The 24,379-nt window shown below is 61.7% G+C and carries 27 protein-coding genes and 1 pseudogene; 7 read left to right on the forward strand and 21 right to left on the reverse strand.

Annotated elements, in window-relative coordinates; genetic code table 11:
- Window positions 1-11 precede the first annotated feature (11 nt).
- Both FFM81_RS09865 and aroQ read left to right on the forward strand, forming a co-directional pair.
- Window positions 12-380: a 5-carboxymethyl-2-hydroxymuconate Delta-isomerase gene (locus FFM81_RS09865; protein ID WP_025416270.1), complete on the forward strand. Its 369-nt coding sequence runs from the start codon at window positions 12-14 to the stop codon at window positions 378-380.
- Between the two features lie 30 nt (window positions 381-410).
- Window positions 411-860: a type II 3-dehydroquinate dehydratase gene (aroQ, locus tag FFM81_RS09870; protein WP_025416269.1), complete on the forward strand. Its 450-nt coding sequence runs from the start codon at window positions 411-413 to the stop codon at window positions 858-860.
- A 272-nt stretch (window positions 861-1,132) separates the two neighbouring features.
- Here aroQ and FFM81_RS09875 read toward each other — a convergent pair whose 3' ends face one another.
- The 4 genes from FFM81_RS09875 to FFM81_RS09890 all read right to left on the reverse strand — a co-directional run bounded on the left by FFM81_RS09875 (window position 1,133) and on the right by FFM81_RS09890 (window position 5,856).
- The gene (locus FFM81_RS09875) at window positions 1,133-1,366 is read right to left on the reverse strand and encodes a BolA/IbaG family iron-sulfur metabolism protein (RefSeq protein WP_003568938.1); all 234 of its coding nucleotides are present in this window, start codon (window positions 1,364-1,366) and stop codon (window positions 1,133-1,135) included.
- 19 nt (window positions 1,367-1,385) lie between these two features.
- On the reverse strand, window positions 1,386-3,617 hold the full coding sequence (gene purL, locus FFM81_RS09880) for a phosphoribosylformylglycinamidine synthase subunit PurL (RefSeq protein ID WP_025416268.1): 2,232 nt from the start codon (window positions 3,615-3,617) through the stop codon (window positions 1,386-1,388).
- Between the two features lie 120 nt (window positions 3,618-3,737).
- Window positions 3,738-4,316, reverse strand: coding sequence for an acyloxyacyl hydrolase (locus FFM81_RS09885; protein ID WP_128398537.1), 579 nt, complete (start codon window positions 4,314-4,316; stop codon window positions 3,738-3,740).
- 121 nt (window positions 4,317-4,437) lie between these two features.
- A complete protein-coding gene (locus FFM81_RS09890) occupies window positions 4,438-5,856 on the reverse strand; it encodes an aminotransferase-like domain-containing protein (protein ID WP_138384236.1) in 1,419 nt (472 codons plus the stop codon).
- A gap of 81 nt (window positions 5,857-5,937) precedes the next feature.
- Between FFM81_RS09890 and FFM81_RS09895 the strand changes: the two genes are divergently transcribed.
- Window positions 5,938-6,195 (forward strand): DUF1127 domain-containing protein, encoded by a 258-nt coding sequence (locus tag FFM81_RS09895; protein WP_003568934.1) that lies wholly within the window; start codon window positions 5,938-5,940, stop codon window positions 6,193-6,195.
- Between the two features lie 25 nt (window positions 6,196-6,220).
- Here the strand turns inward: FFM81_RS09895 and FFM81_RS09900 are convergent, their stop codons facing one another.
- The 7 genes and pseudogenes from FFM81_RS09900 to FFM81_RS09930 all read right to left on the reverse strand — a co-directional run bounded on the left by FFM81_RS09900 (window position 6,221) and on the right by FFM81_RS09930 (window position 12,169).
- Window positions 6,221-6,613: a hypothetical protein gene (locus FFM81_RS09900; protein WP_003568933.1), complete on the reverse strand. Its 393-nt coding sequence runs from the start codon at window positions 6,611-6,613 to the stop codon at window positions 6,221-6,223.
- Between the two features lie 86 nt (window positions 6,614-6,699).
- Complete coding sequence (gene purQ / locus FFM81_RS09905) at window positions 6,700-7,371, reverse strand: phosphoribosylformylglycinamidine synthase subunit PurQ (RefSeq protein ID WP_003568931.1); 672 nt, start codon at window positions 7,369-7,371, stop codon at window positions 6,700-6,702.
- Window positions 7,368-7,914: pseudogene (locus tag FFM81_RS09910) on the reverse strand (RNA 2'-phosphotransferase). The gene purQ and the pseudogene FFM81_RS09910 overlap by 4 nt, the downstream one beginning before the upstream one ends.
- A gap of 45 nt (window positions 7,915-7,959) precedes the next feature.
- Window positions 7,960-8,202: a phosphoribosylformylglycinamidine synthase subunit PurS gene (gene purS, locus FFM81_RS09915; protein WP_003568928.1), complete on the reverse strand. Its 243-nt coding sequence runs from the start codon at window positions 8,200-8,202 to the stop codon at window positions 7,960-7,962.
- 36 nt (window positions 8,203-8,238) lie between these two features.
- Complete coding sequence (gene purC / locus FFM81_RS09920) at window positions 8,239-9,003, reverse strand: phosphoribosylaminoimidazolesuccinocarboxamide synthase (RefSeq protein ID WP_003568927.1); 765 nt, start codon at window positions 9,001-9,003, stop codon at window positions 8,239-8,241.
- A gap of 229 nt (window positions 9,004-9,232) precedes the next feature.
- On the reverse strand, window positions 9,233-11,518 hold the full coding sequence (locus FFM81_RS09925; protein ID WP_003568926.1) for a putative bifunctional diguanylate cyclase/phosphodiesterase: 2,286 nt from the start codon (window positions 11,516-11,518) through the stop codon (window positions 9,233-9,235).
- A gap of 96 nt (window positions 11,519-11,614) precedes the next feature.
- On the reverse strand, window positions 11,615-12,169 hold the full coding sequence (locus FFM81_RS09930) for an RBBP9/YdeN family alpha/beta hydrolase (protein ID WP_003568925.1): 555 nt from the start codon (window positions 12,167-12,169) through the stop codon (window positions 11,615-11,617).
- 177 nt (window positions 12,170-12,346) lie between these two features.
- Here FFM81_RS09930 and FFM81_RS09935 point away from each other — a divergent pair, with 177 nt between their 5' ends.
- Both FFM81_RS09935 and FFM81_RS09940 read left to right on the forward strand, forming a co-directional pair.
- Window positions 12,347-13,150, forward strand: a complete 804-nt coding sequence (locus FFM81_RS09935) for a DUF2189 domain-containing protein (protein ID WP_003568924.1) — start codon at window positions 12,347-12,349, stop codon at window positions 13,148-13,150.
- 128 nt (window positions 13,151-13,278) lie between these two features.
- Window positions 13,279-13,758, forward strand: a complete 480-nt coding sequence (locus FFM81_RS09940) for a low affinity iron permease family protein (RefSeq protein WP_003568923.1) — start codon at window positions 13,279-13,281, stop codon at window positions 13,756-13,758.
- Window positions 13,759-13,912: 154 nt separating this feature from the next.
- Here FFM81_RS09940 and purB read toward each other — a convergent pair whose 3' ends face one another.
- The 5 genes from purB to FFM81_RS09965 all read right to left on the reverse strand — a co-directional run bounded on the left by purB (window position 13,913) and on the right by FFM81_RS09965 (window position 18,400).
- Window positions 13,913-15,220 (reverse strand): adenylosuccinate lyase, encoded by a 1,308-nt coding sequence (gene purB, locus FFM81_RS09945; protein WP_025416264.1) that lies wholly within the window; start codon window positions 15,218-15,220, stop codon window positions 13,913-13,915.
- 72 nt (window positions 15,221-15,292) lie between these two features.
- Window positions 15,293-15,778, reverse strand: a complete 486-nt coding sequence (locus FFM81_RS09950; protein ID WP_025416263.1) for a hypothetical protein — start codon at window positions 15,776-15,778, stop codon at window positions 15,293-15,295.
- 77 nt (window positions 15,779-15,855) lie between these two features.
- Window positions 15,856-16,581: a DUF2259 domain-containing protein gene (locus FFM81_RS09955; RefSeq protein WP_025416262.1), complete on the reverse strand. Its 726-nt coding sequence runs from the start codon at window positions 16,579-16,581 to the stop codon at window positions 15,856-15,858.
- Entirely contained in the window at window positions 16,578-17,255 is a 678-nt protein-coding gene (gene rpe, locus FFM81_RS09960; protein WP_025416261.1) for a ribulose-phosphate 3-epimerase, read from the reverse strand. Before rpe ends, FFM81_RS09955 begins: the two co-directional genes overlap by 4 nt.
- 65 nt (window positions 17,256-17,320) lie before the next feature.
- On the reverse strand, window positions 17,321-18,400 hold the full coding sequence (locus FFM81_RS09965; RefSeq protein ID WP_025416260.1) for an ABC transporter substrate-binding protein: 1,080 nt from the start codon (window positions 18,398-18,400) through the stop codon (window positions 17,321-17,323).
- 284 nt (window positions 18,401-18,684) lie between these two features.
- Between FFM81_RS09965 and FFM81_RS09970 the strand changes: the two genes are divergently transcribed.
- Complete coding sequence (locus FFM81_RS09970) at window positions 18,685-19,179, forward strand: flavin reductase (RefSeq protein ID WP_025416259.1); 495 nt, start codon at window positions 18,685-18,687, stop codon at window positions 19,177-19,179.
- 26 nt (window positions 19,180-19,205) lie between these two features.
- The gene (locus FFM81_RS09975; protein ID WP_003568914.1) at window positions 19,206-19,526 is read left to right on the forward strand and encodes a TfoX/Sxy family protein; all 321 of its coding nucleotides are present in this window, start codon (window positions 19,206-19,208) and stop codon (window positions 19,524-19,526) included.
- Here FFM81_RS09975 and FFM81_RS09980 read toward each other — a convergent pair.
- The 5 genes from FFM81_RS09980 to FFM81_RS10000 all read right to left on the reverse strand — a co-directional run bounded on the left by FFM81_RS09980 (window position 19,496) and on the right by FFM81_RS10000 (window position 24,351).
- Window positions 19,496-19,945: an NUDIX domain-containing protein gene (locus FFM81_RS09980; RefSeq protein WP_003568912.1), complete on the reverse strand. Its 450-nt coding sequence runs from the start codon at window positions 19,943-19,945 to the stop codon at window positions 19,496-19,498. The genes FFM81_RS09975 and FFM81_RS09980 overlap by 31 nt on opposite strands.
- A 7-nt stretch (window positions 19,946-19,952) precedes the next feature.
- The gene (locus FFM81_RS09985; protein ID WP_138384238.1) at window positions 19,953-21,470 is read right to left on the reverse strand and encodes a DEAD/DEAH box helicase; all 1,518 of its coding nucleotides are present in this window, start codon (window positions 21,468-21,470) and stop codon (window positions 19,953-19,955) included.
- Window positions 21,471-21,627: 157 nt separating this feature from the next.
- Window positions 21,628-22,947, reverse strand: coding sequence for a peptidoglycan DD-metalloendopeptidase family protein (locus FFM81_RS09990; RefSeq protein WP_138384239.1), 1,320 nt, complete (start codon window positions 22,945-22,947; stop codon window positions 21,628-21,630).
- A gap of 106 nt (window positions 22,948-23,053) precedes the next feature.
- Window positions 23,054-23,881, reverse strand: coding sequence for a ferritin-like domain-containing protein (locus FFM81_RS09995; RefSeq protein ID WP_097532669.1), 828 nt, complete (start codon window positions 23,879-23,881; stop codon window positions 23,054-23,056).
- The gene (locus FFM81_RS10000; RefSeq protein ID WP_003568907.1) at window positions 23,878-24,351 is read right to left on the reverse strand and encodes a peroxiredoxin; all 474 of its coding nucleotides are present in this window, start codon (window positions 24,349-24,351) and stop codon (window positions 23,878-23,880) included. Before FFM81_RS10000 ends, FFM81_RS09995 begins: the two co-directional genes overlap by 4 nt.
- Between the last annotated feature and the right edge of the window lie 28 nt (window positions 24,352-24,379).

Raw genomic sequence — 24,379 nt, forward strand, 5'->3', positions numbered from 1 at the left:
GAGGACATGCCTTGCCGCATATCATCATCGACTATAGCCGAGGTGCTGCCGAACGGGTGGCAATTGATGAATTGACCAAGGCGGTCCACCATCGGGTGCGCGACGGAGCCCTGGTGAAGCCTACTGCCGTGCGCACCTTCGCCAGGGAGGCGACTTTCTCCTGCGTCGGTGACGAGCACCCGGACAATCACTTTATCCAGATCATCCTGCGGATCGCGCCTGGTCGGTCGGCAGAAATTAAGCGGGAGTTGTTGAAGGCGGTTCTCGAAGCCGCGCGCGATATCGCGGCCCCCGCGCTGCAAGCGGGCCGGTTGGGGCTGCGGGCCGATCTTTACGAGTCCGATCCGGATTTCGCATTCCAGGAATTAGCGTTCGCCTGACCTTGGCACGCCCTCACAAGGACAATTGCAATGAGCCTGATCTACGTTCTCAACGGCCCAAATCTCAACTTACTCGGCAAGCGTCAGCCGCATATCTATGGTCACGAAACGTTGGCCGACGTCGAGGCGGACTGCCGGAAACTGGCCTTGGAACTGGGCCACGAGATCCGTTTCCACCAGAGCAACCGGGAATATGAAATCATCGACTGGATCCACGAAGCGCGCGAAGACGGAGCCGGCATCGTCATCAACCCGGCCGCATTCACGCACACCTCGCTTGCGATCCTCGACGCCTTGAACACGTTTGAAGGTCCCGTCATTGAGATCCATATCTCCAACGTGCACAAGCGCGAAAGCTTCCGCCATCATTCCTTCGTTTCCCACCGCGCCGACGGTGTGCTTGCTGGTCTTGGTACGGAAGGTTATCAGCTCGGAATCCGCCGTGTAGCGACGATGCTCACGGCGCCGAAGAAGGACTGACATTGGCTCCCCCAGTCAAACTGGCGGTCGCGGCGCGGGGCTATTGCTATCGTCGATTCCACCCCGGTTGAGGCGATCGCAAGCGCGGTCGGCGCCAAAGGTTTTTCGAGCTGGGTCGCGGTAGAGGCCGGCTATCCCGGAATTGATCGAGAGCCAATCGCCGACGATATCGCCGCTGGCGAAGAGCCCATCGCGAATGTGCTCACCACAACCACCCTCCTGTGCCAGTCACAGGAATGAGCGGGGGAGAGGTAGCGGCCGATCCGACATGTTCAATCCGGCGCAGAGGTCTGCAGTGCCAGCGCGTGCAAGACGCCGCCCATATTGCCCTTCAACGCTTCATAGACCATCTGGTGCTGCTGGACGCGGCTCTTGCCGCGGAAGGCTTCGGCGACGACTTCGGCGGCGTAGTGGTCGCCGTCGCCGGCCAGATCGCGGATCGTCACCTTGGCACCGGGAATCCCGGCCTTGATCATGTCTTCGATATCACCGGGGTTCATGGCCATGATCGTTACTCCTTGCGCATTATTCCGCGGCCAGTTCGCCGCGGCCTTCCATGAAATCAGGGAACCACGATTCATGGGCATCGCGCAATTGCTGAATCGGCAGCGAGATGAGATCGCCGACGACAAGCGACGCCCCCCCAACCGTGCCGAGACGGCGGAAGGGAACGCCGGCGCCTTCTGCATTGGCGCAAAGGAAATCGGCGACATCGGCCGGCACCGTCAGCACGTAACGGGCCTGATCTTCACCGAAGAGCAGCGCATGCGGCGCACCCTTGCCTTCGCCAAGATCGATCACCAGGCCCTTGTCTGACGCCATGGCCATTTCGGCAAGCGCGACGGCAAGGCCGCCCGAGGAAATGTCGTGGCAGGCGGTCGCCTGGCCGTTGCGGATGACGGAGCGGACGAAATCGCCGTTGCGGCGCTCGGCGAACAGATCCACCTCGGGTGCCGGGCCTTCGCGGCTGGAAAGCACGTCACGGAGGTAAACGGACTGGCCGAGGTGACTACCGTCGACGCCGATCATGATCACCTTGTCGCCGTCATTGGCGCTGCCGATGCGGACCATCTTGCGCCAGTCCGGCAGCAGGCCGACGCCTGCGATTGTCGGGGTCGGCAGGATGGCAACGCCATTGGTCTCGTTGTAGAGCGATACATTGCCTGAGACGATCGGGAAGTCGAGCGCGCGGCAGGCTTCGCCGATGCCCTTCACCGCCTGAACGAACTGGCCCATGATTTCGGGCTTTTCGGGGTTGCCGAAGTTGAGATTGTCGGTGGCGGCGAGCGGCTCGGCGCCGGTCGCGGTGATGTTGCGCCAGCATTCGGCAACCGCCTGCTTGCCGCCTTCGAAGGGATCCGCCTCGACATAACGCGGCGTCACGTCGGAGGAGAAGGCGAGCGCCTTGCTCGCATGGCCGTCGACGCGGACGACGCCGGCATCGCCGCCCGGGAGTTGCAGCGAATTGCCCTGGATCAGCGTATCGTACTGCTCGTAGACCCAGCGGCGGCTCGACTGGTTGGCGGAGCCGACGAGTTGCAGCAGCGCCTGGCCATAATTTTCGGGCGCGGCGACGAGATTGGCGGGCAGGGGGGCCTGCTTGCCGGATTCGCGCCAGGGGCGGTCATATTCCGGCGCCTGGTCGCCGAGATCCTTGATCGGCAGATTCGCGACTTCTTCGCCCTGGTGCATGACGCGGAAGCGCAAGTCATCGGTGGTCTTGCCGACGATCGCGAAATCGAGACCCCATTTGACGAAGATCGCCTTGGCTTCCTCTTCCTTCTCCGGCTGCAGCACCATGAGCATACGCTCCTGGCTTTCCGACAGCATCATCTCATAGGCGGTCATCCGCTCTTCGCGGACCGGCACCTTGTCGAGTTCGAGCAGGATGCCGAGATCGCCCTTGGCGCCCATTTCGACGGCAGAGCAGGTGAGGCCGGCCGCACCCATGTCCTGGATGGCGATGACGGCGCCGGTCTGCATCAGCTCGAGGCAGGCTTCGAGCAGGCACTTTTCAGTGAAGGGGTCGCCGACCTGAACTGTCGGGCGCTTTTCCTCGATCGATTCGTCGAACTCCGCCGAGGCCATGGTCGCGCCGCCGACGCCGTCGCGGCCGGTCTTGGCCCCGAGATAGACGACTGGAAGACCGACGCCCTTGGCTTCCGACAGGAAGATGGCGTTCGACTTGGCGATGCCGGCAGCAAAGGCGTTGACGAGGATATTGCCGTTATAGCGCGCATCGAACTCGACTTCGCCGCCGACCGTCGGAACGCCGAAGGAATTGCCGTAGCCACCGACGCCGGAGACGACGCCCGAGACGAGGTGGCGGGTCTTCGGGTGATCCGGCTCGCCGAAACGCAAAGCGTTCATAGCGGCGATCGGGCGGGCGCCCATGGTGAAGACGTCACGCAGGATGCCGCCGACGCCGGTCGCAGCGCCCTGGTAAGGCTCGATATAGGAGGGGTGGTTGTGGCTCTCCATCTTGAAGACGACGCAATCGCCGTCATCGATATCGACCACGCCGGCATTTTCGCCCGGACCCTGGATGACGCGGGGCCCCTTGGTCGGCAGCGTGCGCAGCCATTTCTTGGAGGATTTGTAGGAGCAGTGCTCGTTCCACATTGCCGAGAAGATGCCGAGCTCGGTGAACGTCGGTTCGCGGCCGATCAGATCCAGAATGCGCTGATACTCGTCCGGCTTCAGGCCATGGCCCGCAATGAGTTCCGGCGTGATCGGGATGGTGTTTGGAATGGTCATGAGCGGAGAGTCCCTGGCGCGTTTTGCGCTGTCTTTAGCTTATGTCGCGGCGGCGCGCGACAGGAAAATGCCCGCCGTCAACAGAGGGCGGGCAGACTTTTCCAGCAAAAGGACAATCGATCAGAATTTGTAGCCGATCTGCAGGCCGGCGCGCGTCATACCGTCGTTCGGGCCGTCGCAGAGATTGGCATGCGAGGAGTGGGCGATCTGGGCCATCACGTTCCAATTGCGGGTGAATCGGTAGCCGGCGCCGACATATTCGTGGAAGAGGACGCGGCAGCCCAGTTCCGGGCCGTCATCATCGCCTTCGAGATCGCCGGTATGGATAACGCCCCCGAAGCCGGCTTCGGCAAAGAGCTTCTCGTTGAAATCGACCGTCCAGGTAAAGCCGGTGAAGAATTGAGTGGCCTCGCCCGAGGTGCCGATCGAGGTGCCGAGATGAACGCGGGGATGCAGCAGCTGCTGTTCCCAGCCGACGGCGCTCTCATATCCGAAAGGATCGAAGAGGGCGGTCATTTCGGGGAAAACGCCGTCTTCCCTGGAATGTCCCGATTGTACCGAAGTCGAGACTCCGAAGCGCAGCTCATCGAAGATTTGCTCGCCGGCATTCGCCGCGCCTGCCACTGAGATACCGGAGACGACCGCCAATGACGCCGTACTCAAAAAACGCAACGCGATTCTTCCGAAGTCGACCGTCATTGGCTGTCCTTTGATTCGCGTCGAGCGATAATACAAAGACCTAGCATGGCGGTTGAGTCGGGAAAGCGCCCTGAATTGGCTCCGGCGTCTTTTCTAAATTATGACGTGTATTTGCAACAGGTCATATTTCACCATCATAGGCGGAACCGCCGTTTTCCAGTAGTCGGCGCAGGATCATCAGGCCCGCGATCAGCTCTTGACTGGTTTTCGGCGAGGAGAAGCCGACGCGAACGCGATGATAGGATTTTTCCGCGCGGGCCGCTTTGAATTCGTCCTCGTCGTCGACGAGCACGCCATCGCGGAAGGCGGCGTTCTTGAAGGTGCCCGACATCCAGGGCTCCGGCAGTTTCAGCCAGAGGAAGGGCGCATGCGGGTGCGATTGGAAGTCGAAGCCCTGCAACTGCTCGCGGGCCAGGCGGACGCGCCGGGAGAGTTCCTCGACGCTCTGCTTGCGGATCTCGTGCGCCGTGCCGCTTTCGACGAGGCGCGCGCAGGTTTCTGCCAGAATGAAGGGCAGGCCGCCGGTGATCATCCTGTGCGTCACCCTGATCCGCTGGGCAAAATGCGGCGGGCAGGCAACCCAGCCGCCGCGCACGCCGGCAGCGACCGATTTCGACAGGCCGTTGACCAGAAAGGTGCGGTCGGGCGCCAGGGAGGCGATGAGCGGCGTATCGTCGGCTGCCATGCCGCCGTAGAGATCGTCCTCGATCAGCCAGACACCGTGCTTCCTAGCGATTGCCGCAATTGCCACCCGCCGTTCATAAGGCATGATCGTTACCGTCGGATTGTGGACGGTCGGCATCAGGAAGGCGACCTTCGGATGCTGCTGCTGGCAGACCCGTTCGAAATCCTCCGGGATCACGCCTTGCTCATCGGAATCGACCGTCAGTGTGCGGCGGCCAAGCAGGCGGGCGCTGCGGCTGACCTGCGTGTAGGTGAGGTTCTCGAAGACGATCTTGTCGCCCGGCGCCGAGACAGCGGCGATGACGGCGATTGCCGCCGCGTGAGCGCCGAGCGTTGGAACGATGTTTTCGACCTCCGGCGTCCAGCCGCTGCGGGCGAGCCAGCGGCGGCCGGCTTCGAACCAGTTGCCCGGAAAACTCCGGGAATAGGAGGAGATTTCGGCGAGATGCTGTTCGCCGATCTCGGAAAGGATAGCCGCTATAATCTTGCCCTGGCCGAGATCGGGAGCGGCTGTCGTGTCGAAACGGATCTTGTTGGCAGGCGCATCCTGGAAACGGGTGCCGCCGAGCGAGATGGCCAGAGGATCGGTCTGCTCGCTGGGCGGCGTCTCCGAGCGGTTCAGCACATAGGTGCCGCGCCCGACTTCGCCGGCAACCAAGCCGCGCTCGTGGACCAGCGCATAGGCGCGGCCGATCGTACCGATCGTCACGCCGATATCATAGGCGAGGTTGCGCTGCGGCGGCAATTTGCTACCGGCGGGCAGGGCGCCACTCGATATGGCGGTTTCGATGCTGTCGGCGAGCCGGAGGTAGACCGGTCCGGAGCCGCGGGAGATATCAGGAAGCCAATTTGTCATGGTGACAATTGCTTATATTGTCACATTGTATCTGTCAATATTAAGAGTCAATCCCAAGGATGAACCGAGAGGATTCCTGGAATGTCTGCCCTGCCTGAAATAAAAATGCCGATTGTACCTATTGTCTCCTTGGAGGATAGAAGGCAAATCGCTTTGCCGTCCGCGCCTGTCGAAAAGGCGACGCGTTTGGGACGAATCTGGGCCGCGCTTCTGCTCTGGCAGCAGAAGCGGGAAGGCCGGCGGGCGCTGAGAGAGCTTACGGCAGCCGGACTCAAGGATATCGGCGTGTCGCAGTCCGACGCGGCCCGCGAGGTCGGCAAATCATTTTTCTGGGATTGATCGCGTTCGGCGCTGACCGCAGCGATCAGCTGCAGGCTTTGTTGCCACCGGACCAGCGATTGACGTCGGCGGCGATACGGCCGGCGACTGGCTCCGACATCATCGGACCGAAGGCCTGGAGCCGTGACGGGCTTCCCTCGGCTTGGACGACCAGCAGCGGCCGAGCTTCCGGGCTGCCCTTGTGAACGAGCAGGATGCGCGGCCGGCCGGAGAAGGAATTGAGCTCTGGCGCGAGCTTATAGGCTGCAAAGGCGGGATCGCCCGATTTGAACCAGCAGGCATTGGCGCCGAGCGCCACGCGTTCCATTGTCGGGAGCGCCGCGCGGTTGGGACCTGTCGTCGGTGTCGATGTCTGGCAGGCTGCGACCATGGCTGCGAGAGTGGTCAACAGGGCGGCGTTTGCGAGGCGAGGGCGCATCAATCTTGCTCCGGTCCGGACGGAAGGATTTTCGGGTGCATGCCGTTACCCAAGGCCGTTACGGGCTCTTGGGCAATGTGCAGGGCTCAGGCAGCGATGACATCGAGCGCCGAGGCAAAGAGGCCACGGCCATCCGAGCCGCCATGGGCGGCTTCGATCAGGTTTTCGGGATGCGGCATCATGCCGAGCACGTTGCCCTTTTCATTCATCACGCCGGCGATGTCGTTGAGCGAGCCATTCGGATTGGTGCCTTCGGCATAGCGGAATACCACCTGGCCATTGCCTTCGATTTTCGCCAGCGTCGCTTCATCAGCGAAATAATTGCCATCGTGATGAGCGACCGGGCTGCGGATGACTTGCCCTTGCGCATAGGCGCGGGTGAAGTCGGTCTCGGCATTGACGACTTCGAGCTTGACTTCGCGGCAGACGAATTTCAGCGAGGCATTGCGCATCAGCGCGCCTGGCAGCAGGCCGGCTTCGACGAGGATCTGGAAGCCGTTGCAGACGCCGAGCACCTTCACGCCTTTTTCTGCCTTGTCGATGATCGCCTGCATGACCGGCATGCGGGCGGCGATCGCGCCGCAGCGCAGATAATCGCCATAGGAGAAGCCGCCGGGGATGACGATCAGGTCGACATCGGGGATCTCGGTTTCCGTCTGCCAGATCGTCACCGGTGGGGTTCCGGAGATCTTCGTCAGGGCAGCGATCATGTCGCGGTCACGGTTGAGGCCCGGAAGTTGAACGACGGCTGATTTCATGGGGTCCCCGCGTCTGGCGAAAGATATTGAACTGGAACGCTTTCGGCGAGCCATACTCCATTGTCGGAGACAAAGAAAGAATGACCCTCTGAAAACATGCGGGCCGCATCCACGCGCAGGATAAGATATTCACCCTTGCGGCGTGTTGCGACGATTTTCGCGGTTTCCACATCCGCCGAGAGATGAACGTGGTGCCGCTGCATTTTCTGTAAGCCTTCGCGCTCGATCGACTGCCAGTTCGTCAGGGACGTGCCGTGAAAGAGAACGGCAGGCGGTTCAACCGGGTTCAATGCGAGATCGACTTCGACGCTGATTGGCGCGAATTCTGTTGTCGGTAAGGGTGAACCGCTTCTTCGGATTGTTTTCGACGATCTCGATAATATCGGCGCGGGAAACGTCGTATTTCGACATCAGCGCCTTTTCGAGTTCATCGAACGACACCCAGCCCTCGGCATCAAGCGTCAAACCCGCGGCTTCGGGCGCATGACGCAAAACATAGCTCATATATTTCGAGACTTCCGTCTCCAGCTTTGCCTGCGTCATGACGCCAAATCCTCAAAATCCGCCGGATGACGGGTCGGCCGATCGTCAGTCGATCGCTATTGCGTAGTTCTCGATCACCGTGTTGGCGAGGAGTTTTTCGCACATGGCCTTGAGGTCGGCCTCGGCCTTGGCCTTATCGGTGCTTTCCAGTTCGAGGTCGAAGACCTTGCCCTGTCTTATATGGCCGACGCCCGAGAAGCCGAGGGCGCCGAGCGCGCCTTCGATGGCTTTGCCCTGCGGATCGAGAACGCCGTTTTTCAGCGTGACGGTGACACGAGCCTTGATCACTTTGTCCTACCTGCCTTACTTAACCAGACGATCTGTTTACTTAACCAAAACGGGGCCGGTGCCGCGCACAGGCTCGTTTTCATTGATGATGCCGAGACGGCGCGCAACTTCGGAATAGGCTTCGAGCAGCCCGCCGAGATCGCGGCGGAAACGATCCTTGTCCATCTTCTCGTGGGTCTCGATATCCCAGAGCCGGCAGCTGTCCGGTGAGATTTCGTCGGCGAGGATGATGCGCATCAGATCGCCTTCGAAGAGGCGGCCGCATTCGATCTTGAAGTCGACGAGCTGGATGCCGACGCCAAGGAAGAGGCCCGTCATGAAGTCGTTGACGCGGATGGCAAGCGCCATGATGTCGTCGAGCTCGGCGGGATTGGCCCAGCCGAAGGCGGTGATGTGCTCTTCGGAGACCATCGGATCGTCAAGCGCGTCTGATTTGTAATAGAATTCGATGATCGAGCGCGGCAGCACCACGCCTTCATCGATCCCCAGGCGCTTAGCAAGCGAACCGGCGGCGACGTTGCGCACGACGATCTCCAGCGGGATCATCTCCACTTCCTTGATCAGCTGCTCGCGCATGTTGAGTCGGCGGATGAAATGCGTGGGGATGCCGATCTTGTTCAGATGGCTGAAGATATATTCGGAAATGCGGTTGTTGAGGACGCCCTTGCCGTCGATGACTTCGTGTTTCTTCTTGTTGAAGGCAGTGGCATCGTCCTTGAAGAACTGGATCAAAGTGCCCGGTTCCGGGCCTTCATACAGAATCTTTGCCTTGCCCTCGTAGATACGGCGGCGACGGTTCATCGTGGTCATTCTCTGTTGTTGGCGCTCTTGGGGTAGCGCGAGTGGATCGATCTCGTGGCGTCCCCTTAAAGGAAAAGAGTGTGTTTCACAATCCGCCTATCCTTCCTTCCCCGGTTTCCGGATTCTACGGAATACCGCCAAGAGAATCGAATGAATTCGCAAGACGAGTCTAGCGCCTTTTCCTGTACGGTGAAATGACGGCGATATGGCGGGCTGCTTGTGCAGGTCTTTATTTGGCGGCTCGGCTTGGCAGTGCGCGACGAAGCTGCGTCTGCAGGGCGCGCGCGGCAGTCTGCCCGTGGCGCCAGCTGCCGGCGCGGATGAAGGAAGGGATCTGCATGGCCGGCATCGGCCGGGCGAGTGCGTAGCCCTGCAGCGTGTCGCAGTCGAGTTCCTCGAGAATGCGGATATGATCGGCTGTCTCGACACCCTCGGCGATGACAAGGATATCGAGCGAGCGGCCGATATCAATGATCGAGCCGACGAGTTTGCGCTGCTCGGCCGATTGCGGCAGCATACGAATCAACTCGCGGTCGATCTTCAGCGTCTTCGGGCTCAAGCGCAGCAGGCTGACGATCGAGGCATGGCCGGTGCCGAAATCATCGATCTGGATGTCGATGCCGAGCTTGCGCAGCTTTTTCAGATTGGCGGTGACCGCCTCGTCGCAATCGTCGAGCGAGATCGATTCCAGCAATTCGAAGGCGAAGGTGCCGGGTGCGATCTTCAGAGCGCGGAGCTTCTTTCCGAGATCGGGATCGGCAAGCCGCCGGGCGGAAACGTTGACCGATATCTTCGGAACGGGCAACCCGTCCTTGATCCAGGTGCGGCGATCGGCGATGGCGCGCTCCAGGATCAGGGCGTCGATGGTCGAGACGACGTCGAGATCCTCGGCGATAGCGAGGAAACGGTCTGGTGTCAGCAGCCCATGCACCGGGTGTTGCCAGCGGGCCAGTGTTTCGACGCCGACGACATCAAGCGTGCGGGCATCGAATTGCAGTTGATAGAATGGCACGAATTCATCGCGCTCGAGGCCGATCAGGATCTCGTCGGCGAGGTGCTTGGCGGAGATGATGTCGCGGCGTGCAGACGCGGAGAAAAATTCGAAACGGTTGCGGCCGAGGCCCTTGGCGCGATAGAGCGCGATATCGGCATCGAGCAGCGTCTGCTTGGCATCTAGCTTGGGTCCGCTGTCGATGGCGATGCCGATGCTGGCGCCGAAACGGCAGTCGTGCCCCTCATATCTGACGGGTTTGCGCAATTCGCGAATGATGCGTTGGGCAAGGCCGCCGATCTTCTTCGAGGCGGAATCGACGGTGCAGAGGATGACGAACTCGTCGCCGCCGATGCGAGCCACGAAATCGACGGCGCGGACGGAATTCTTCAGCACGCTCGCGGCATGCTGCAGCATGGCGTCGCCGGCCCGGTGGCCGAGCGTGTCGTTGATCTGCTTGAAACGGTCGAGATCGATATGCAGGATCGCCAGCCCCAGGCCCTTGGCCCGGCATTCGGCCGAGCGTTCGTCCAGCATCTTGTCGAGATAGCGGCGGTTCGGCAGGCCGGTGAGATAATCGTGCAGCGCCAGGCGCTCGATGCTCTCCTTGGCAACTTCGAGCTCGCGGTTGTGCGCCTCGGCCAGATCCTTGGCGCGCTGCAACTCGTTGCGAAGCGCGACCTCCTCGGTGACGTCCCAATTGGCGCCGATCAGCTTGCGGTGGCCGTTGCTGTCGACGAAGAAGGCCGAGCGGGCTCGGATCACACGTTCGGCGCCGTCGCCGCGGATGATGCGGTATTCCTGCTGAAAATCACTGCCGCTTTCGACGCTGCGGTCGGACAAACCCAGCACGCGCTCGCGATCGTCGGGATGCAGGCTTTTCGCCCAGACGTCGCTGGCGATCGGACGTGAGGCGCCCTTCAGCCCGTAAATGGAGATGAGGCGCTCGTCCCATTCGACGGTATCATTCTCGATATCCGCTTCAAAGACGCCGATGCGGGAAATCTCCAGCGCCAGATCGAGCCGACGCGATAGGCGCGACAGCGTATCTTCGGCCTCCTTGCGGTCGGTAATATCCGTATCCGTGCCGATGATGCGCGTCGGCACGCCGCTCTCGTCCCATTCCACGCAGGCGCCGCGGCAGTCGATCCACATCCAGTGGCCGTCCCTGTGGCGCTCGCGATATTCGAAGATCTGGAAATCCGGATCGCCGGCATTTTGGCGGTCGATGGCATGAACGACGAAATCGCGGTCATCGGGATGAACGAGTGCCAGCCAGGCGTCGTAATCGCCGGCGGCCTCCTCATCGGGCGCCATGCCGCGCATGGTCTTCCACGTCTGCGAATAATACTTCCGGTCGAGACGGTAGTTGTGATCCCAGACGCCAAGACCGGAGCCGACGAGCGCATGGTTCCACCGGCTCTCCCGTTCCGCCAGGTCGGAATCGTCATCCGCCACGTTGCCGACGCCTGCCTCAGCCGCTGCTAAATCATCGGCCTCTGGATGGGCTTTCTTCACGGGCATTCTCGCTTATTTCATCTCGCTGCAGTCTGCTGTCATTACATTAAGAAAGACTTAGAAAGCACCCGCTTAATTACCGAGAAAGGCCCGTTTGCTTCATCAAGCCGAGAGGCGGCTGAGGAACTGAGCGAAGACCATCGTGCCCTCGGGCCAGGGACCGTGACCGGAATCGGCATTGATATGTCCTGCCTCGCCGGCATCGACGAGGAAGGAGCCCCAGCTGCTGGCGATATCGTCGGCATGGTCGTAACTGCCGAACGGATCGTTGCGGCTCGCCACCGTGATCGACGGGAAGGGCAGCGGATCGCGCGGGTATGGGCCGAAGGTCATCAGGTGCTTCGGGCGGATGTCGGGATTGGCGACATCGGGCGGGGCGACGAAGAAGGCGCCCGCCACCGGCTTGCGGAAATGCGGGATGGCGTGGACCGCCGAGGTCACTCCGAGCGAGTGAGCGATGAGGATGACCGGGCGGGTCGAAGCGTTCACTTCCTCGGCGATCCGGGCGATCCAGTCCTCGCGGACCGGCTTTGACCATTCGGCCTGTTCGACGCGCCGCGCCGTGCTGAGCTTTGCCTCCCAGCGGCTCTGCCAGTGGCTCGGGCCGGAATTGGTATAGCCGGGGATGATGAGGATATCTGCGTCTGAGGCTTTCATAGTGCCGCCGATGTGAGAAGGCGCGCCCAAGATGTCAAGAGGGGATGTGAAGGGAGAGAGCGACACGGGCGCTTTGGTTTGCTATATTGCTCCAGTGCCGGTTGCGGATTTCGTGTCGGCTTGCCCGCCGATTGCGTGTCCGCCGCCGACCAGGTCTCGGCTGAGGAGGAGAAAGCCATGGCGGCATTTCATGTCATGACGGGTGCAGGCGAAAGCTTCGCGCGGCCCGTGGTCAATCGCATCGGTATCGCCGACGTCTTCGACGCGCTGAAGCGCGGCTACGACGATTTCATGGAGAAACCGTCCCACTACGTGTTCCTGTGCCTCATGTATCCGATTGCCGGCGTCTTCCTGACGTTGTGGACCTCGGGCGCCAACCTTTTGCCGATGGTCTTTCCGCTGATGGCAGGTTTCGTGCTGATCGGCCCGATCGCAGCGATCGGTCTCTATGAGATCAGCCGCCGGCGCGAGGCCGGCCTCGATAGTTCGTGGACGCATGCGCTCGAGGTACGCCATTCGCCGGCGCTGCCGTCGATCGTCGCAGTCGGGCTGATGCTTTGTGGAATTTTCGTCGTCTGGCTGGTGACGGCGCAGACGCTCTACAGCAATCTGCTCGGCGAAGTGTTTCCGCGCAGCATGGCGGATTTCTTCCGCCAGGTCTTCGGCACGCCCGAGGGCATGCAGTTGATCATCTGGGGCAATCTGATCGGTTTCGTCTTCGCGCTGGTGGTGCTCGCGATATCGGTCATCACCTTTCCGCTGTTGCTCGACCGCGATGTCGGCGCGGTGGCCGCTGTCGTCACCTCGATCCGCGCGACGGTCGCCAATCCGGTGCCGGTGTTGCTCTGGGGCCTGATCGTCGCTGCACTGCTCGTCATCGGCACGATCCCGGTCTTTGCCGGGCTTGCGCTTGTCATTCCCATCCTCGGCCATGCGACCTGGCATCTTTATCGCAAGCTGATTGCGCGGGAAGCCGTGTAATCTAAGATTTCCGGGGCCGCGAACTCTCGCGATCCCCGGAGGTTAAACCTTCGCCGACTTCCCGGAACCTCAAGACCTCTCGCCGCGTTATTTGTGACCGGCTTTGTGGGAGGATTTCAGAGGTGACGATGAAACATCTGTTCGCCCGCTTCGCAACCAAGATATCGGAATGGGCGGGCAAACCTGTCATCTTCATCCTGGCGCTCATCGCCGTCATCATCTGGGCGACACTCGGCCCCTTCTTCGATTATTCGGAAACCTGGCAGCTGGTCATCAACACCGGCACGACAATCATCACCTTCCTGATGGTCTTCGTATTGCAAAACGCCCAGACGCGCGACACGCGGGCGATCCAGGCCAAACTCAACGAGATTATCCTCACGAGCCACGCCGAGAACCGTTTCATCGGCATCGAGAACCTCGACGAGGATGAGCTGAAACGTTTGGACGAACTGGTCGCCAAGGCCGCCAAGGGCAGGGGCGAGACGGAGGCTTGCAGCACATCGGATGCAGCCAATGCGGCGCCTTCGAAAAAGGTGGGGGCACGCAAACGTGCTGATGCCGAAAAAGGGCCGAAGCAAAAACAACGGCCGCTCGAGAAAAGCTAACTATCATTCATTCTGCAATTACAAAAAGACAAAGGCAGACATGAAAACGGCGCCTGCGAGGGCGCCGTCAGTTTTTTGAAAGTCCCCTCGGGGGGTGTGGCTTGTCAACAGCCTGACGGCGCCTGCAAGACGCCGTCATAGCGTTGCAGCCCGCTCAAGCGTTGCCGAAGACGCGGCGGAAGATCGTGTCGACGTGTTTGGTGTGATACCCAAGGTCGAATTTTTCGCGGATGTCTTCTTCCGAAAGCGCCGCTCGCACCTCCGCATCGGCCAGCAACTCCTCCAAAAAATCCTTGCCCTGTTCCCAGACCTTCATGGCGTTGCGCTGCACCAGGCGATAGGCGTCCTCGCGGGAGGCGCCGGCCTGAGTCAGCGCCAGAAGGACACGCTGGGAGTGGACGAGGCCGCGGAATTTGTTGAGGTTCTTTTCCATGTTCTCGGGGTAGACCAAGAGCTTTTCGATGACGCCGGCGAGACGCGACAGGGCGAAATCGAGCGTCACGGTCGCATCGGGGCCGATCATGCGTTCGACCGAGGAGTGGGAGATGTCGCGCTCATGCCAGAGGGCGACGTTTTCCATGGCCGGCAGGGCGTAGGAGCGGACCATGCGGGCGAGGCCGGTCAGGTTTTCTGTCAGAACCGGGTTGCGCTTGTGCGGCATGGCCGAAGAGCCCTTCTGGCCGGGCGAGAAATATTCTTCCGCTTCCAGAACCTCGGTGCGCTGCAGGTGGCGGATCTCGGTCGCCAGACGTTCGATCGAGGAGGCGACGACGCCGAGGGTGGCGAAATACATCGCGTGGCGGTCGCGCGGGATGACCTGGGTCGAGACCGGCTCGGCCTTCAGCCCAAGGGCCTCGGCGACATGTTCTTCGACGCGCGGATCGATATTGGCGAAGGTGCCGACGGCGCCCGAGATGGCGCAGGTCGCGACTTCCTCGCGGGCGGCGACCAGGCGCTGGCGGCAGCGCTCGAATTCGGCATAGGCAAGCGCCAGCTTGACACCGAAGGTGGTGGGCTCGGCGTGAATGCCGTGCGAGCGGCCGATGGTGACGGTGTCCTTATGTTCGAAGGCGCGGGTTTTCAGCGCTGCGAGCAGGCGGTCGATATCGGCGATCAGGATATCGGTGGCGCGCACCAGCTGGACGTTGAAGCAGGTGTCGAGCACATCAGATGAGGTCATGCCCTGGTGGACGAAACGCGCATCCGGGCCGACGATCTCGGCGAGATGGGTCAGGAAGGCGATAACGTCATGCTTGGTGACAGCCTCGATCTCGTCGATGCGAGCGACGTCGAAGGTGGCCGCACCGCCCTTTTCCCAGATCGTCTTTGCCGCCGATTTCGGGATGACGCCGAGTTCGGCCAGCGCGTCGCAGGCATGCGCCTCGATCTCGAACCAGATGCGGAATTTGGTTTCGGGAGACCAGATGGCGACCATTTCGGGCCGGGAATAACGCGGGATCATGGGCGGCTGCCTTCACTTCAAGAGGTTGCTTCATTGAGGTTAGCGCCCCTGTAGCAAAGACCGGCGGCAATCTCAACGCATGCGTTTGGCAAGATGATAGCTGCTGACGACAAGGCAGACGAGACCGAGCGGCAGGAAAAGGCGCAGGCCGATCACCAGGAACTGGTAGACGGCGCTGATGCTGGTGAAGACGAACTGGAAGGCCCAGACGAAGCTGCCGAAGGGGGCGTGCCAGCGCGAATAGAACAGCCGGTATTCCATGGCGAAGAGAAAGGCGGTCATTGCGATCGTCGCCGCGGTCAGCGTCACGAAGAAGGCGGCAAAACGCGCCTCCGGCGGCCTGTCGTAGGCAAAGAAGCGGGCGACCGGCAGGGCGAAGGGCCAGGAGAGAAGGCCGCCGAGGAAATAGAGTGTGGCGACCTCGGCAAGCCGGCTCGTCTGCAGGCCGTTGCGGAGGTAAAGACCGAGCATGGCGGAGGCGAGCATCTGCGTGCCCCAGAACAATGCGCCGGCAAACAGATCGGGGTAGGGCGGCCGTGCCGCTCTCAGACGATCCATCCTCGGGCTATTGGTCCTGGGGCGATCTGTCCTGGGGCGATCCGGGCTCGGGCCACCCATCCTTGGGCGATCCGGGCTCAGGGATGAACCGGAACGGCAATCCAGCGTCCGTTCCTGTCGGCGTCGAAGGCGAGGATGAGGGCGATGTGAACCGTGTTTCCGGATTCCGGCTGATAGACCACCGCACCGCCGATCCGGTATTCCACCGAACAGGCGCGCTCGGCCGGAACTATGGTCGCCTGCCGCGCCGCCTGGCGGTTCGGAGCGCCTTGTTTCTCGATCATCTGCAGGCTGAAGCCGAGAACCCGCTTGTCGATCGCCGCGCAATCCTTCGGCGTCGGTACCGGCATCTCGCTGAGTGAGAGCGTATAGGGCGATTTCGGCGGGCCGTCGGTCGCAAGCGTGGTATAGCGGATGGTCTTTGCGGGAGAGCCGAGTTCGGTCGGCGGATTGAAGGCGGCGATCAGGCCGGGATTGGTCAGCAGATCGTATTTGTCCATCTGGCTGCGCGCCGCCGTCAGGTTCTGCCGCCGCGCCTTGGAAAGATTGGCGTCCTTGTCGGTCATCTCCGTGCGGAACGGCGTGCCCTCGAGATACTGGCCGTTTTCGGTGTCGACGAAATAGGTGTTGGAGTAAGGGACGCCGCCTTCTTCCTTGAGGCCGAATTCCTGAAATCCGAACACCTTGCCATCGGCAGAAAAGCCGAGCGGCTGGATATTGGCAATGTCGCCGGCCAGTGACAGGGCGGGCAGGCCGGTCAATGCGGCGGCAAGCATGCCACCGAGGATCAGACGCTTGATCATGCTCGTGCCCCTTCGGCTGCCTGACGAAGATCGGCGACGGTCCGACGATAATCTTCGACTGTCGCGCCCTTGAAAATCGCCGAGCCGGCGACGAGGACGTTGGCGCCGGCGCGCGCGATAGCAGGCGCTGTTTCCACCGTGACGCCGCCATCGACTTCGAGTTCGATCGGGCGGTCACCGATCAGTGATTTTGCCGCGGCGATCTTGGCTGCCATCGCCGGAATGAACTTCTGCCCGCCGAAGCCGGGATTGACCGACATGATCAGGATGAGGTCGACATCGTCGAGCACGTTTTCGATGGCGCTGAGCGGGGTGGCCGGATTGAGTGTCACGCCGACCTTTTTGCCGAGATTGCGGATGGTCTGCAGCGAGCGGTGCAGATGCGGCCCGGCTTCGGCATGGACGGTGATGCGGTCGCAGCCGGCCTTGGCGAAGGCTTCGAGGTAGTCGTCGACCGGCGAGATCATCAGGTGGCAGTCGAAGATGGCCGATGTATAGGAGCGCAGCGATTTGATGACATCGGGCCCGAAGGAGATGTTGGGCACGAAATGCCCGTCCATGACGTCGAGATGGATCCAGTCGGCGCCGGCGGCCGTGACGTTGCGCACCTCCTCGCCGAGCCGGGCGAAATCCGCCGCGAGGATCGAAGGGGCCATGCGAATGGGCAGCGTCATCAAATCTTACTCCCTGTGGGCGGCCACTTGGGGCGGCACCCGATTTCAAGACTGGCCGCCGCCGCTCATTGCGTCGGCGCGGCAGGTGGAAAAAAGCCGTTGCCCCGCCATTCGAGCAGGCGGTAGGGATTTTGCGCGAGTTCGTGCGCCGCGGTGAAGGCAATGGCGCCGATCGGCGTCTGGAACGTCGTGGCGAGAAGCATTTCCTGGAGAGGCTTGCCCGCAGCAGCGGCTTCCGCCGCCTGGCCGGCGATCAATGCTGCCGCGAGCGACGGCAGGACATATCCTTCCGGCTCGATGCCTTTGGCACGCAGCGCGTCGGCTGCCGCTGTGGCTTCCGGCAGAACGGCATATTCCGGCAGAGCGACGGCGCGCACGCCTGTATCAAGCGGCAGCGGCTGGTCGGCGGCGCGCATGGCATCGCCGCTGAGGATGGAGAGCGGAATGTTTTCTGCCTTGGCGTCACGGGCGATGACGGCGACATCGTTGCGGTCGCCACCGATGAAGACCCTGGTGGCGCCGGCGCGTTTCAGACGGCGGACCAAGGCAATCTGCTGCTCCTGTCCCGGCCTATAGGTATCGGTAAAGACCGGCTTCAGGCCGTTCTGTTCCAGCGCGTTGCGCACCGCTTCCGTCAGTTCGCGGCCATGGATGGTGCCGTCCTCGATCAGGGCGATCGGATCGGCGGCCCAGTCCTTCAGGATCACCTCATTGATCTTTGCCGCCTCAGTGCCGTCGGCGGGCGCCAAACGAAAGAGCGGCCAGCCATTCTTCAGCGCATCCTCCATGAGGATGCGGGAACGCGCCGAGACGGTGATGGCGGGAATGCCGGCATCCTTCAGCTTCTGCAGTGCGCCTTCCAGAGTCTCGCTGCAGAGAAAGCCGATTGCGACCTGCACCTTGGCAGCAACCAGCGCATCGGCAACCGCAGCACCGCTATTGTCCTCACAAGTCTCGTTGATGGCGACGAGGGTATTTCCCGATTGCTGGATCTCGAAACCGGCACCGGCGGCAATCTGGGTACCAAGCAAAGCGAGCGTGCCGTTCTGAGGGGCGACGACGCCGATCGTCACGCCGGCCGCATGGCCTTGTGCCGCCGCTCCCAGCAGCATCAGACAGGCTGCTATGCCACGCAGGTTGATCATGAAAGGCGGAGATCCCCTAGCCATCGTCCATGCCCTTTTATCCGCACGGCCGCGATCGTCAAAGAAAAACAAGCGTGAAGCAATGCTTTTCACCGGTCCTATTGTAGAAAAGGTAACCGATGCTCGCCATATTGGCGCGATAGCAAGTCGAACGATAGCGCCACGTGTCTTTTCGAGAGCAGCAAAGGACGCTGTAGCACTTTGAATTGCTGCTAATTTTGTCCTAAGTCGATTCCGGTTTCAGGAATTATGCAGTGGCCATATAAGCGCGCACGGAGAAGCAGGTGTTGAACAGGCAGCATATCGACCCCGGCCTTTATCGCGATGCCATGAGCCGCTATGCCGGCCATGTGCAGCTCGTGACGACGGCAATGGAAGGCTTGCGCCGCGGCGTCACCATTACTGCCGCCTGCTCGGTGTCGGACAATCCGGCCTCGGTGCTGATCTGCCTCAACAATACCAATCCGAAGAACGAGATCTTTTTCCGTAGCGGCATCTTCGTGCTCAACACGCTCGGCGCCCATCACCAAGGCGTTGCCGACGCCTTTTCCGGACGGACGTCGCTTTCCGATAGCGACCGTTTCGCCAGTGCTCGTTTCGAGACGCTGGTTACCGGCGCGCCCGTTCTCGCCGATGCGCTCGCTGCCTTCGATTGCCGGGTGACCGACATCAAGGAAATGCCGACGCACAATGTCATTTTCGGCGAGGTTGCGGCTGTCCGCTTCAGCGAAAAGCACCCGGCGCTTATTTATATGAACCGGGATTATCACGCGCTGTGATTTTCAGGCTCTCGAGGGAATAGCGAATGGACAATGCCGGCATCGAGGAAATGTTTCAGGGGCTCGGCCCGGTCACGGTCAAGCGCATGTTCGGCGGCAAGGGCATCTATCATCTCGGGCGCATCATCGCGCTCGAAGTGCGCGACGAGATGCTGCTGAAGGCCGACGAGACGAGCGCTCCCGAATTTGCCGCTGCCGGCGCCACGCAATGGACCTACGAGGGCAGGAAGGGCAAACCGGTGAAGATGCCCTACTGGTCGATCCCCGACGAGGCTTATGACGATCCCGATCTGATGGCGAAATGGGTGCGGCTTGCCTATGAGGCGTCGCTGAGAGCCGATCGCTGACTGCATTCGGCTGAGGGCAGGGCTGATATCGCCGCCTTGGTGAAGGCCGAGAGCGGTTCCGGCAAATCCGTCAGCGGAAACCAGCCGAAATCGGAAAGCTTGTCCGGTTCGGTCAGTTGCGGCTCACCTTCGACGTCACGGGCGAGATAGAGAAGCGAGATCCAGTGCTGGCGGTCGGTATCGATGATCTGTTCGGTCACGCCGATCCGCTCGATCCGGCCGATCTTGAGGCCGGTTTCTTCCTCGGCCTCGCGGCGCGCAGCTTGTTCGGCCGGCTCCATATGGTCGACCTTGCCGCCGACGATATTCCAGTAGCCGGCTTCCGGTGCGCGCACGCGTTTATAGAGAAGAATCCTGGCGTCGCGCAGAATGACAAGGCCGACGCCGAAGCCCGGGAAATCGAGACCGGGCTTACCCATTGGGTGTTCAGACCTTGGCGCTGCCGGCGATCAGCATGAAGGCGGGGATATCATCGCCAAAGCCAACCGGGGTCGGGCCGTCGTCGTGGTCGCGATGGCGGCGGCGATCGCGGCTGTCATCGTTTGCCGGATAAGGCCGGCTGTTACGCGCATTGTTTTGCGGCTTCTGCTCTGCTTTGCGCTCGTGCTTCACGATGTCGGCCTTTACTGGTGCTGCCTGGATCACTTGGACGTCATTATCCTGTATGTCGTTATCAAATTTATGACCCGCGCCGCTGCGATTGCCGCGTCCGCGACCACGATCCCTGTCGCCGCGTTCACCCTTGGCGCCACGCTCGCGGCTGTTGCGCCGCGGGCGCTCGCTGTCGGCGCTTTCTTCTGCCGGGGGCAGGGAGTTCACATCGCCGTTCAGCCATTCGACCTTCTCGCCGATCAGCTTTTCGATTGCATCGACGAATTTGCTGTCGCGCTTGGTGACAAGCGTGAAGGCTGCACCCGAACGGCCGGCGCGGCCGGTGCGGCCGATGCGGTGGACGTAATCCTCGGAATGGATCGGCACGTCGAAATTGAAGACGTGGCTGACATCTGGGATGTCGAGGCCGCGGGCGGCGACATCCGAGGCAACCAGCAGCTGGAGATTGCCGTCACGGAAGCTCTGCAGCGTCATCGTCCGGGAGCGCTGATCCATGTCGCCATGCAGGGCGCCGACGGAAAAGCCGTGGCGCTCCAGCGACCGAAAGAGATCGGCAACATCCTTCTTGCGGTTGCAGAAGATGATGGCGTTCTTGAGTTCGGTCTGGGCGCGGACGAGTTCACGCAGCACCGCGCGCTTCTCGTAGTCCTTGCTGTGCGAGGCGACGAAGCGCTGCGTCACGGTCTTTGCGGCCGAGGCGGGCTTTGCCACTTCGATGCGCTCGGGATTTTGCAGGAAGCGGTCGGCGAGCTTCTGGATTTCCGGCGGCATGGTGGCCGAGAAGAACAGCGTCTGGCGGGTGAACGGGATCATCTTGGCGATGCGCTCGATATCGGGAATGAAACCCATGTCGAGCATGCGGTCGGCCTCGTCGATGACGAGGATCTCGACGCCGCTCATCAACAGCTTGCCGCGCTCGAAATGGTCGAGCAGGCGGCCGGGCGTGCAGATCAGCACGTCAGCGCCGCGTTCAAGCTTGCGATCCTGGTCTTCAAAGGAAACGCCGCCGATCAGAAGGGCGACGTTGAGACGGTGGTTCTTGCCGTACTTTTCGAAATTTTCGGCGACCTGGGCGGCGAGTTCACGCGTCGGCTCGAGAATCAGCGTGCGCGGCATGCGGGCGCGGGCCCGGCCCTTTTCGAGAAGCGACAGCATCGGCAGAACGAAGGATGCCGTCTTGCCGGTGCCGGTCTGCGCGATGCCACAAATATCGCGACGCTCCAGCGCAAACGGAATGGCTCCCGCCTGAATAGGCGTGGGTATCGTGTAGCCCGCGTCGGTAACGGCGGATAGCACTTTTTGGCTCAAGCCAAGGTCAGCGAATGTCGTCAAAGGGAAAACTGTTTCCGTTCCGGTTCGGCCGAGCTCTGAACGAGTCGGCGGGATTGCATGCCGCAATGCAGCGCGACATAGCCCCGAATGGCCGGCAAGTCAAGAAATAGAGAGGCCCCACCCTGTACAGAGTGAAGCGATGGTTACCTGACGGCTGTTACTTGATATAGGTGGCGAGTTTAAGGCCGGCATTCATGAAATATACTGGATCGACCGCGTGCCCGTCCTGGCGCACTTCATAGTGCAGGTGCGTGCCCGTCGAGCGGCCGGTGCTGCCGGCAAGGCCGATAACGTTGCTGCGGCCGACCGCGTCGCCGACCTTGACCAAGACCTGGGACATATGGCCATAGCGGGTGGAGATGCCGTTGCCGTGATCGACTTCGACCATGTTGCCGTAACCGCCGGTCCAGCCGGCGGAAATGACCTTGCCAGGCGCCGACGGGCGGATCTTTTCACCCGGCGAGAAGCGGAAATCGATGCCGGAATGCAGCGCGAGGCGGCCGAGGAAAGGGTCGCGGCGATTGCCGAAGGGGCTGGTCACGTCCTTGCCGATGGCGGGGTTGCGGAAGGGCAGGGATTCGGCGGTGCTGCGCACGGCCTCAAGCCGGGTCAGTGCGCCGTCGAGCGCTGCCAGCGAATTGTTGAAATCGTCGTTGCTTTCAGGTTCGACATAGGGGCCGCCGACGGCATCGTCGTCCTGTCTCGCCGCAACTTCCTCAGGCACTGGAATTTTGAATCGGGTCAGCACATTGCCGATGGCATTGGCGGCATTGCCGGCGTCGCTCGTCAGTTGCTCGACGCGGTTGCGCTGATCCTGTTCGACCCCCTTCAGCGACAGCGTCACGTTGGAGAAGATGCGGTCGGCGCGGTCGCCGACCGTTTCTGCCGAGGGCACATAGGCAAGCGTCGTATTGTCGGGTGTAGCATCAGCAGGCGCACCGCTTGCCAGCTGTTTCTCGATCGCCTCGATGCCGCCACCGGTCAATGAAGCGCGCTTATCCTTGATGTCGGGGGCATAGGACTGAACGGGTGAAGACGAGGCAGGCGGGGCGCCGTCCTTTTCCGTCAGACCCGAGCTTTCGGCCCGGTCGAGCAGATTGTCGAGCTTACCGTGGCGCGAGGTCAGCGCCATCTGCTGCTCCATCAGCTTGTCGACTTTGTCCTCGACCACCTGCTGGTCTAGGAGCTGACGCGACGTGATGCGATCGACCTGGGCGCGGAGGGCTGCGATGCGGTCTTCATAATCGTGCTGCATGCGGGCTTGCCGCGCCATGGTGGCGCCGATCAGGTCGTCGCGCAGCACGAGGTAGGAGGTGGCGAGGAGATAGCCGATCGAGAAGACGCCGACGAAGCAGAAGGCAAGCGCGGCCATCCAAGGCCGGACCGTCATGTGGCGGACCTTGTCGCCGCTTGCCAGGATCAGGATATGTTCCTGCGCTCGCCTGCCGAATACCCGGTGCTGATGTCCGCTGTTCACGCAGGCTCTCCCGATTGATGCGCTACGCCTCTTTCGGAAAATTAGACACGTTTATGGTTAACGAATGCTTTCCTTATCGCTATGCGCGTCAGAAATACCAGCTATTTCAAGCGTGACTGATCGATGCGAGCGAGCGGTAGAAAGATGGCGTCAACCCGGCCTCGGCGCGGGCGAGATCATTGAAGGGCGGCTTCAGCGGCCCGCGGAAATTGGCGCGCACCAGCTCCTGAAAGGCTTTTGCCGGGTCGCGCTTCTCCCGGGCGCAGAGGAAGCGGAACCATTTGGCGCCGACGGCGACATGGCCTTTCTCGTCGTTGTAGATGACGTCGAGGACGGCGGCACTTTCGAGATCGCCGGTCTGGCGCATCTTGGCTTGCAGCGACGGCGTGACGTCGAGGCCGCGGGCTTCGAGAATCAGCGGCACGACGGCGAGCCTTGCCGTCAGGTCGTTGCGCGTCGAATGGGCCGCCTGCCACAGCCCGTCATGGGCAGGAAGATCGCCGTAATCGGCGCCGAGATCGTTAAGGCGGGCGCGCACCATGCGGAAATGCTTGGCCTCCTCGAAAGCAACCTGCATCCAGCCGTCGAAAAACGAATTCGGCACCTGTTCGGTGGCGAATCGCGCGACGATATCCAGCGCCAGATCGACGGCATTGAGCTCGATATGGGCGATGGCGTGGAGCAGGGCGATCCGGCCTTTCAGCGTATGCAGCGATCGTTTTTCCACCTGTGTCGGTGGCGTCAGCACCGGGCTGTCGGGACGGCCGGGCCGCTCCGGCAGCGCGGCATCGAGCGGCGAGCGCAAGGACACCCGGCGTTCAAACCAGCGGGTAGCGCTTTCCTGCGCAAGCGCCGTCTTGCGGTCGAGATCGGCGGAGCAGATCGCATCGATGGCGCCGCCGCGCAGCGAGGTTATCGCCAGGTCCCCGCTCACGCGGCCAGATTCCGCACGGCCTCGAGCACGGTTTCGGCATGGCCCTGCACCTTCACCTTCTGCCAGATGGTGGCGATCGTGCCGTCCTGGCGGATCAGGAAAGTGGTGCGCTCGACGCCCATGAAGTTGCGGCCGTACATGCTCTTTTCCTTCCAGACGCCGTAAGCCTGCAGCGTCGTCTTTTCCTCGTCCGAGGCGAGCGCCACCGAAAGACGGTGCTTCCTGATGAACTTGTCATGGCAGGCAGCCGAATCGGGCGACATGCCGATGACGACCGCACCCGCCGCTTCAAACTCGCTTGCGAGCGCTGTGAAAGCCAAGGATTCGGCGGTGCAGCCTGTCGTGTCGTCCTTGGGATAAAAGAACAGCACGAGCGCCCGGCCGTGGAATTCGGCGAGCGAAACGCGGCCGCCGCCGTCGCGGGGGAGGTTGAAATCAGGAGCCGTGGCGCCGATGCCGGGAACCGCCATTGGGAAAACCTTTCTTTTGCCGGGTTTG

Source organism: Rhizobium hidalgonense (assembly GCF_005862185.2).
Classification (GTDB): Bacteria; Pseudomonadota; Alphaproteobacteria; order Rhizobiales; family Rhizobiaceae; genus Rhizobium; species Rhizobium hidalgonense.

Excerpts from the sequence above, each read along its gene's own strand:
- FFM81_RS10000 (WP_003568907.1), bottom strand. The coding sequence starts at position 24,351 with ATGGCGGTTCCCGGCATCGGCGCCACGGCTCCTGATTTCAACCTCCCC.
- FFM81_RS09950 (WP_025416263.1), bottom strand. The coding sequence starts at position 15,778 with ATGGATCGTCTGAGAGCGGCACGGCCGCCCTACCCCGATCTGTTTGCC.
- rpe (WP_025416261.1), bottom strand. The coding sequence starts at position 17,255 with ATGACGCTGCCCATTCGCATGGCCCCTTCGATCCTCGCGGCGGATTTC.
- purL (WP_025416268.1), bottom strand. The coding sequence starts at position 3,617 with ATGACCATTCCAAACACCATCCCGATCACGCCGGAACTCATTGCGGGC.
- FFM81_RS09925 (WP_003568926.1), bottom strand. The coding sequence starts at position 11,518 with ATGCCCGTGAAGAAAGCCCATCCAGAGGCCGATGATTTAGCAGCGGCT.
- FFM81_RS09975 (WP_003568914.1), top strand. The coding sequence starts at position 19,206 with ATGGACAATGCCGGCATCGAGGAAATGTTTCAGGGGCTCGGCCCGGTC.
- FFM81_RS09930 (WP_003568925.1), bottom strand. The coding sequence starts at position 12,169 with ATGAAAGCCTCAGACGCAGATATCCTCATCATCCCCGGCTATACCAAT.
- FFM81_RS09900 (WP_003568933.1), bottom strand. The coding sequence starts at position 6,613 with ATGCGCCCTCGCCTCGCAAACGCCGCCCTGTTGACCACTCTCGCAGCC.
- FFM81_RS09935 (WP_003568924.1), top strand. The coding sequence starts at position 12,347 with ATGGCGGCATTTCATGTCATGACGGGTGCAGGCGAAAGCTTCGCGCGG.
- FFM81_RS09885 (WP_128398537.1), bottom strand. The coding sequence starts at position 4,316 with ATGACGGTCGACTTCGGAAGAATCGCGTTGCGTTTTTTGAGTACGGCG.
- FFM81_RS09940 (WP_003568923.1), top strand. The coding sequence starts at position 13,279 with ATGAAACATCTGTTCGCCCGCTTCGCAACCAAGATATCGGAATGGGCG.
- FFM81_RS09895 (WP_003568934.1), top strand. The coding sequence starts at position 5,938 with ATGTCTGCCCTGCCTGAAATAAAAATGCCGATTGTACCTATTGTCTCC.
- aroQ (WP_025416269.1), top strand. The coding sequence starts at position 411 with ATGAGCCTGATCTACGTTCTCAACGGCCCAAATCTCAACTTACTCGGC.
- purC (WP_003568927.1), bottom strand. The coding sequence starts at position 9,003 with ATGAACCGTCGCCGCCGTATCTACGAGGGCAAGGCAAAGATTCTGTAT.
- purB (WP_025416264.1), bottom strand. The coding sequence starts at position 15,220 with ATGATCCCGCGTTATTCCCGGCCCGAAATGGTCGCCATCTGGTCTCCC.
- FFM81_RS09955 (WP_025416262.1), bottom strand. The coding sequence starts at position 16,581 with ATGATCAAGCGTCTGATCCTCGGTGGCATGCTTGCCGCCGCATTGACC.
- FFM81_RS09965 (WP_025416260.1), bottom strand. The coding sequence starts at position 18,400 with ATGATCAACCTGCGTGGCATAGCAGCCTGTCTGATGCTGCTGGGAGCG.
- purQ (WP_003568931.1), bottom strand. The coding sequence starts at position 7,371 with ATGAAATCAGCCGTCGTTCAACTTCCGGGCCTCAACCGTGACCGCGAC.
- FFM81_RS09875 (WP_003568938.1), bottom strand. The coding sequence starts at position 1,366 with ATGGCCATGAACCCCGGTGATATCGAAGACATGATCAAGGCCGGGATT.
- FFM81_RS09980 (WP_003568912.1), bottom strand. The coding sequence starts at position 19,945 with ATGGGTAAGCCCGGTCTCGATTTCCCGGGCTTCGGCGTCGGCCTTGTC.
- FFM81_RS09890 (WP_138384236.1), bottom strand. The coding sequence starts at position 5,856 with ATGACAAATTGGCTTCCTGATATCTCCCGCGGCTCCGGACCGGTCTAC.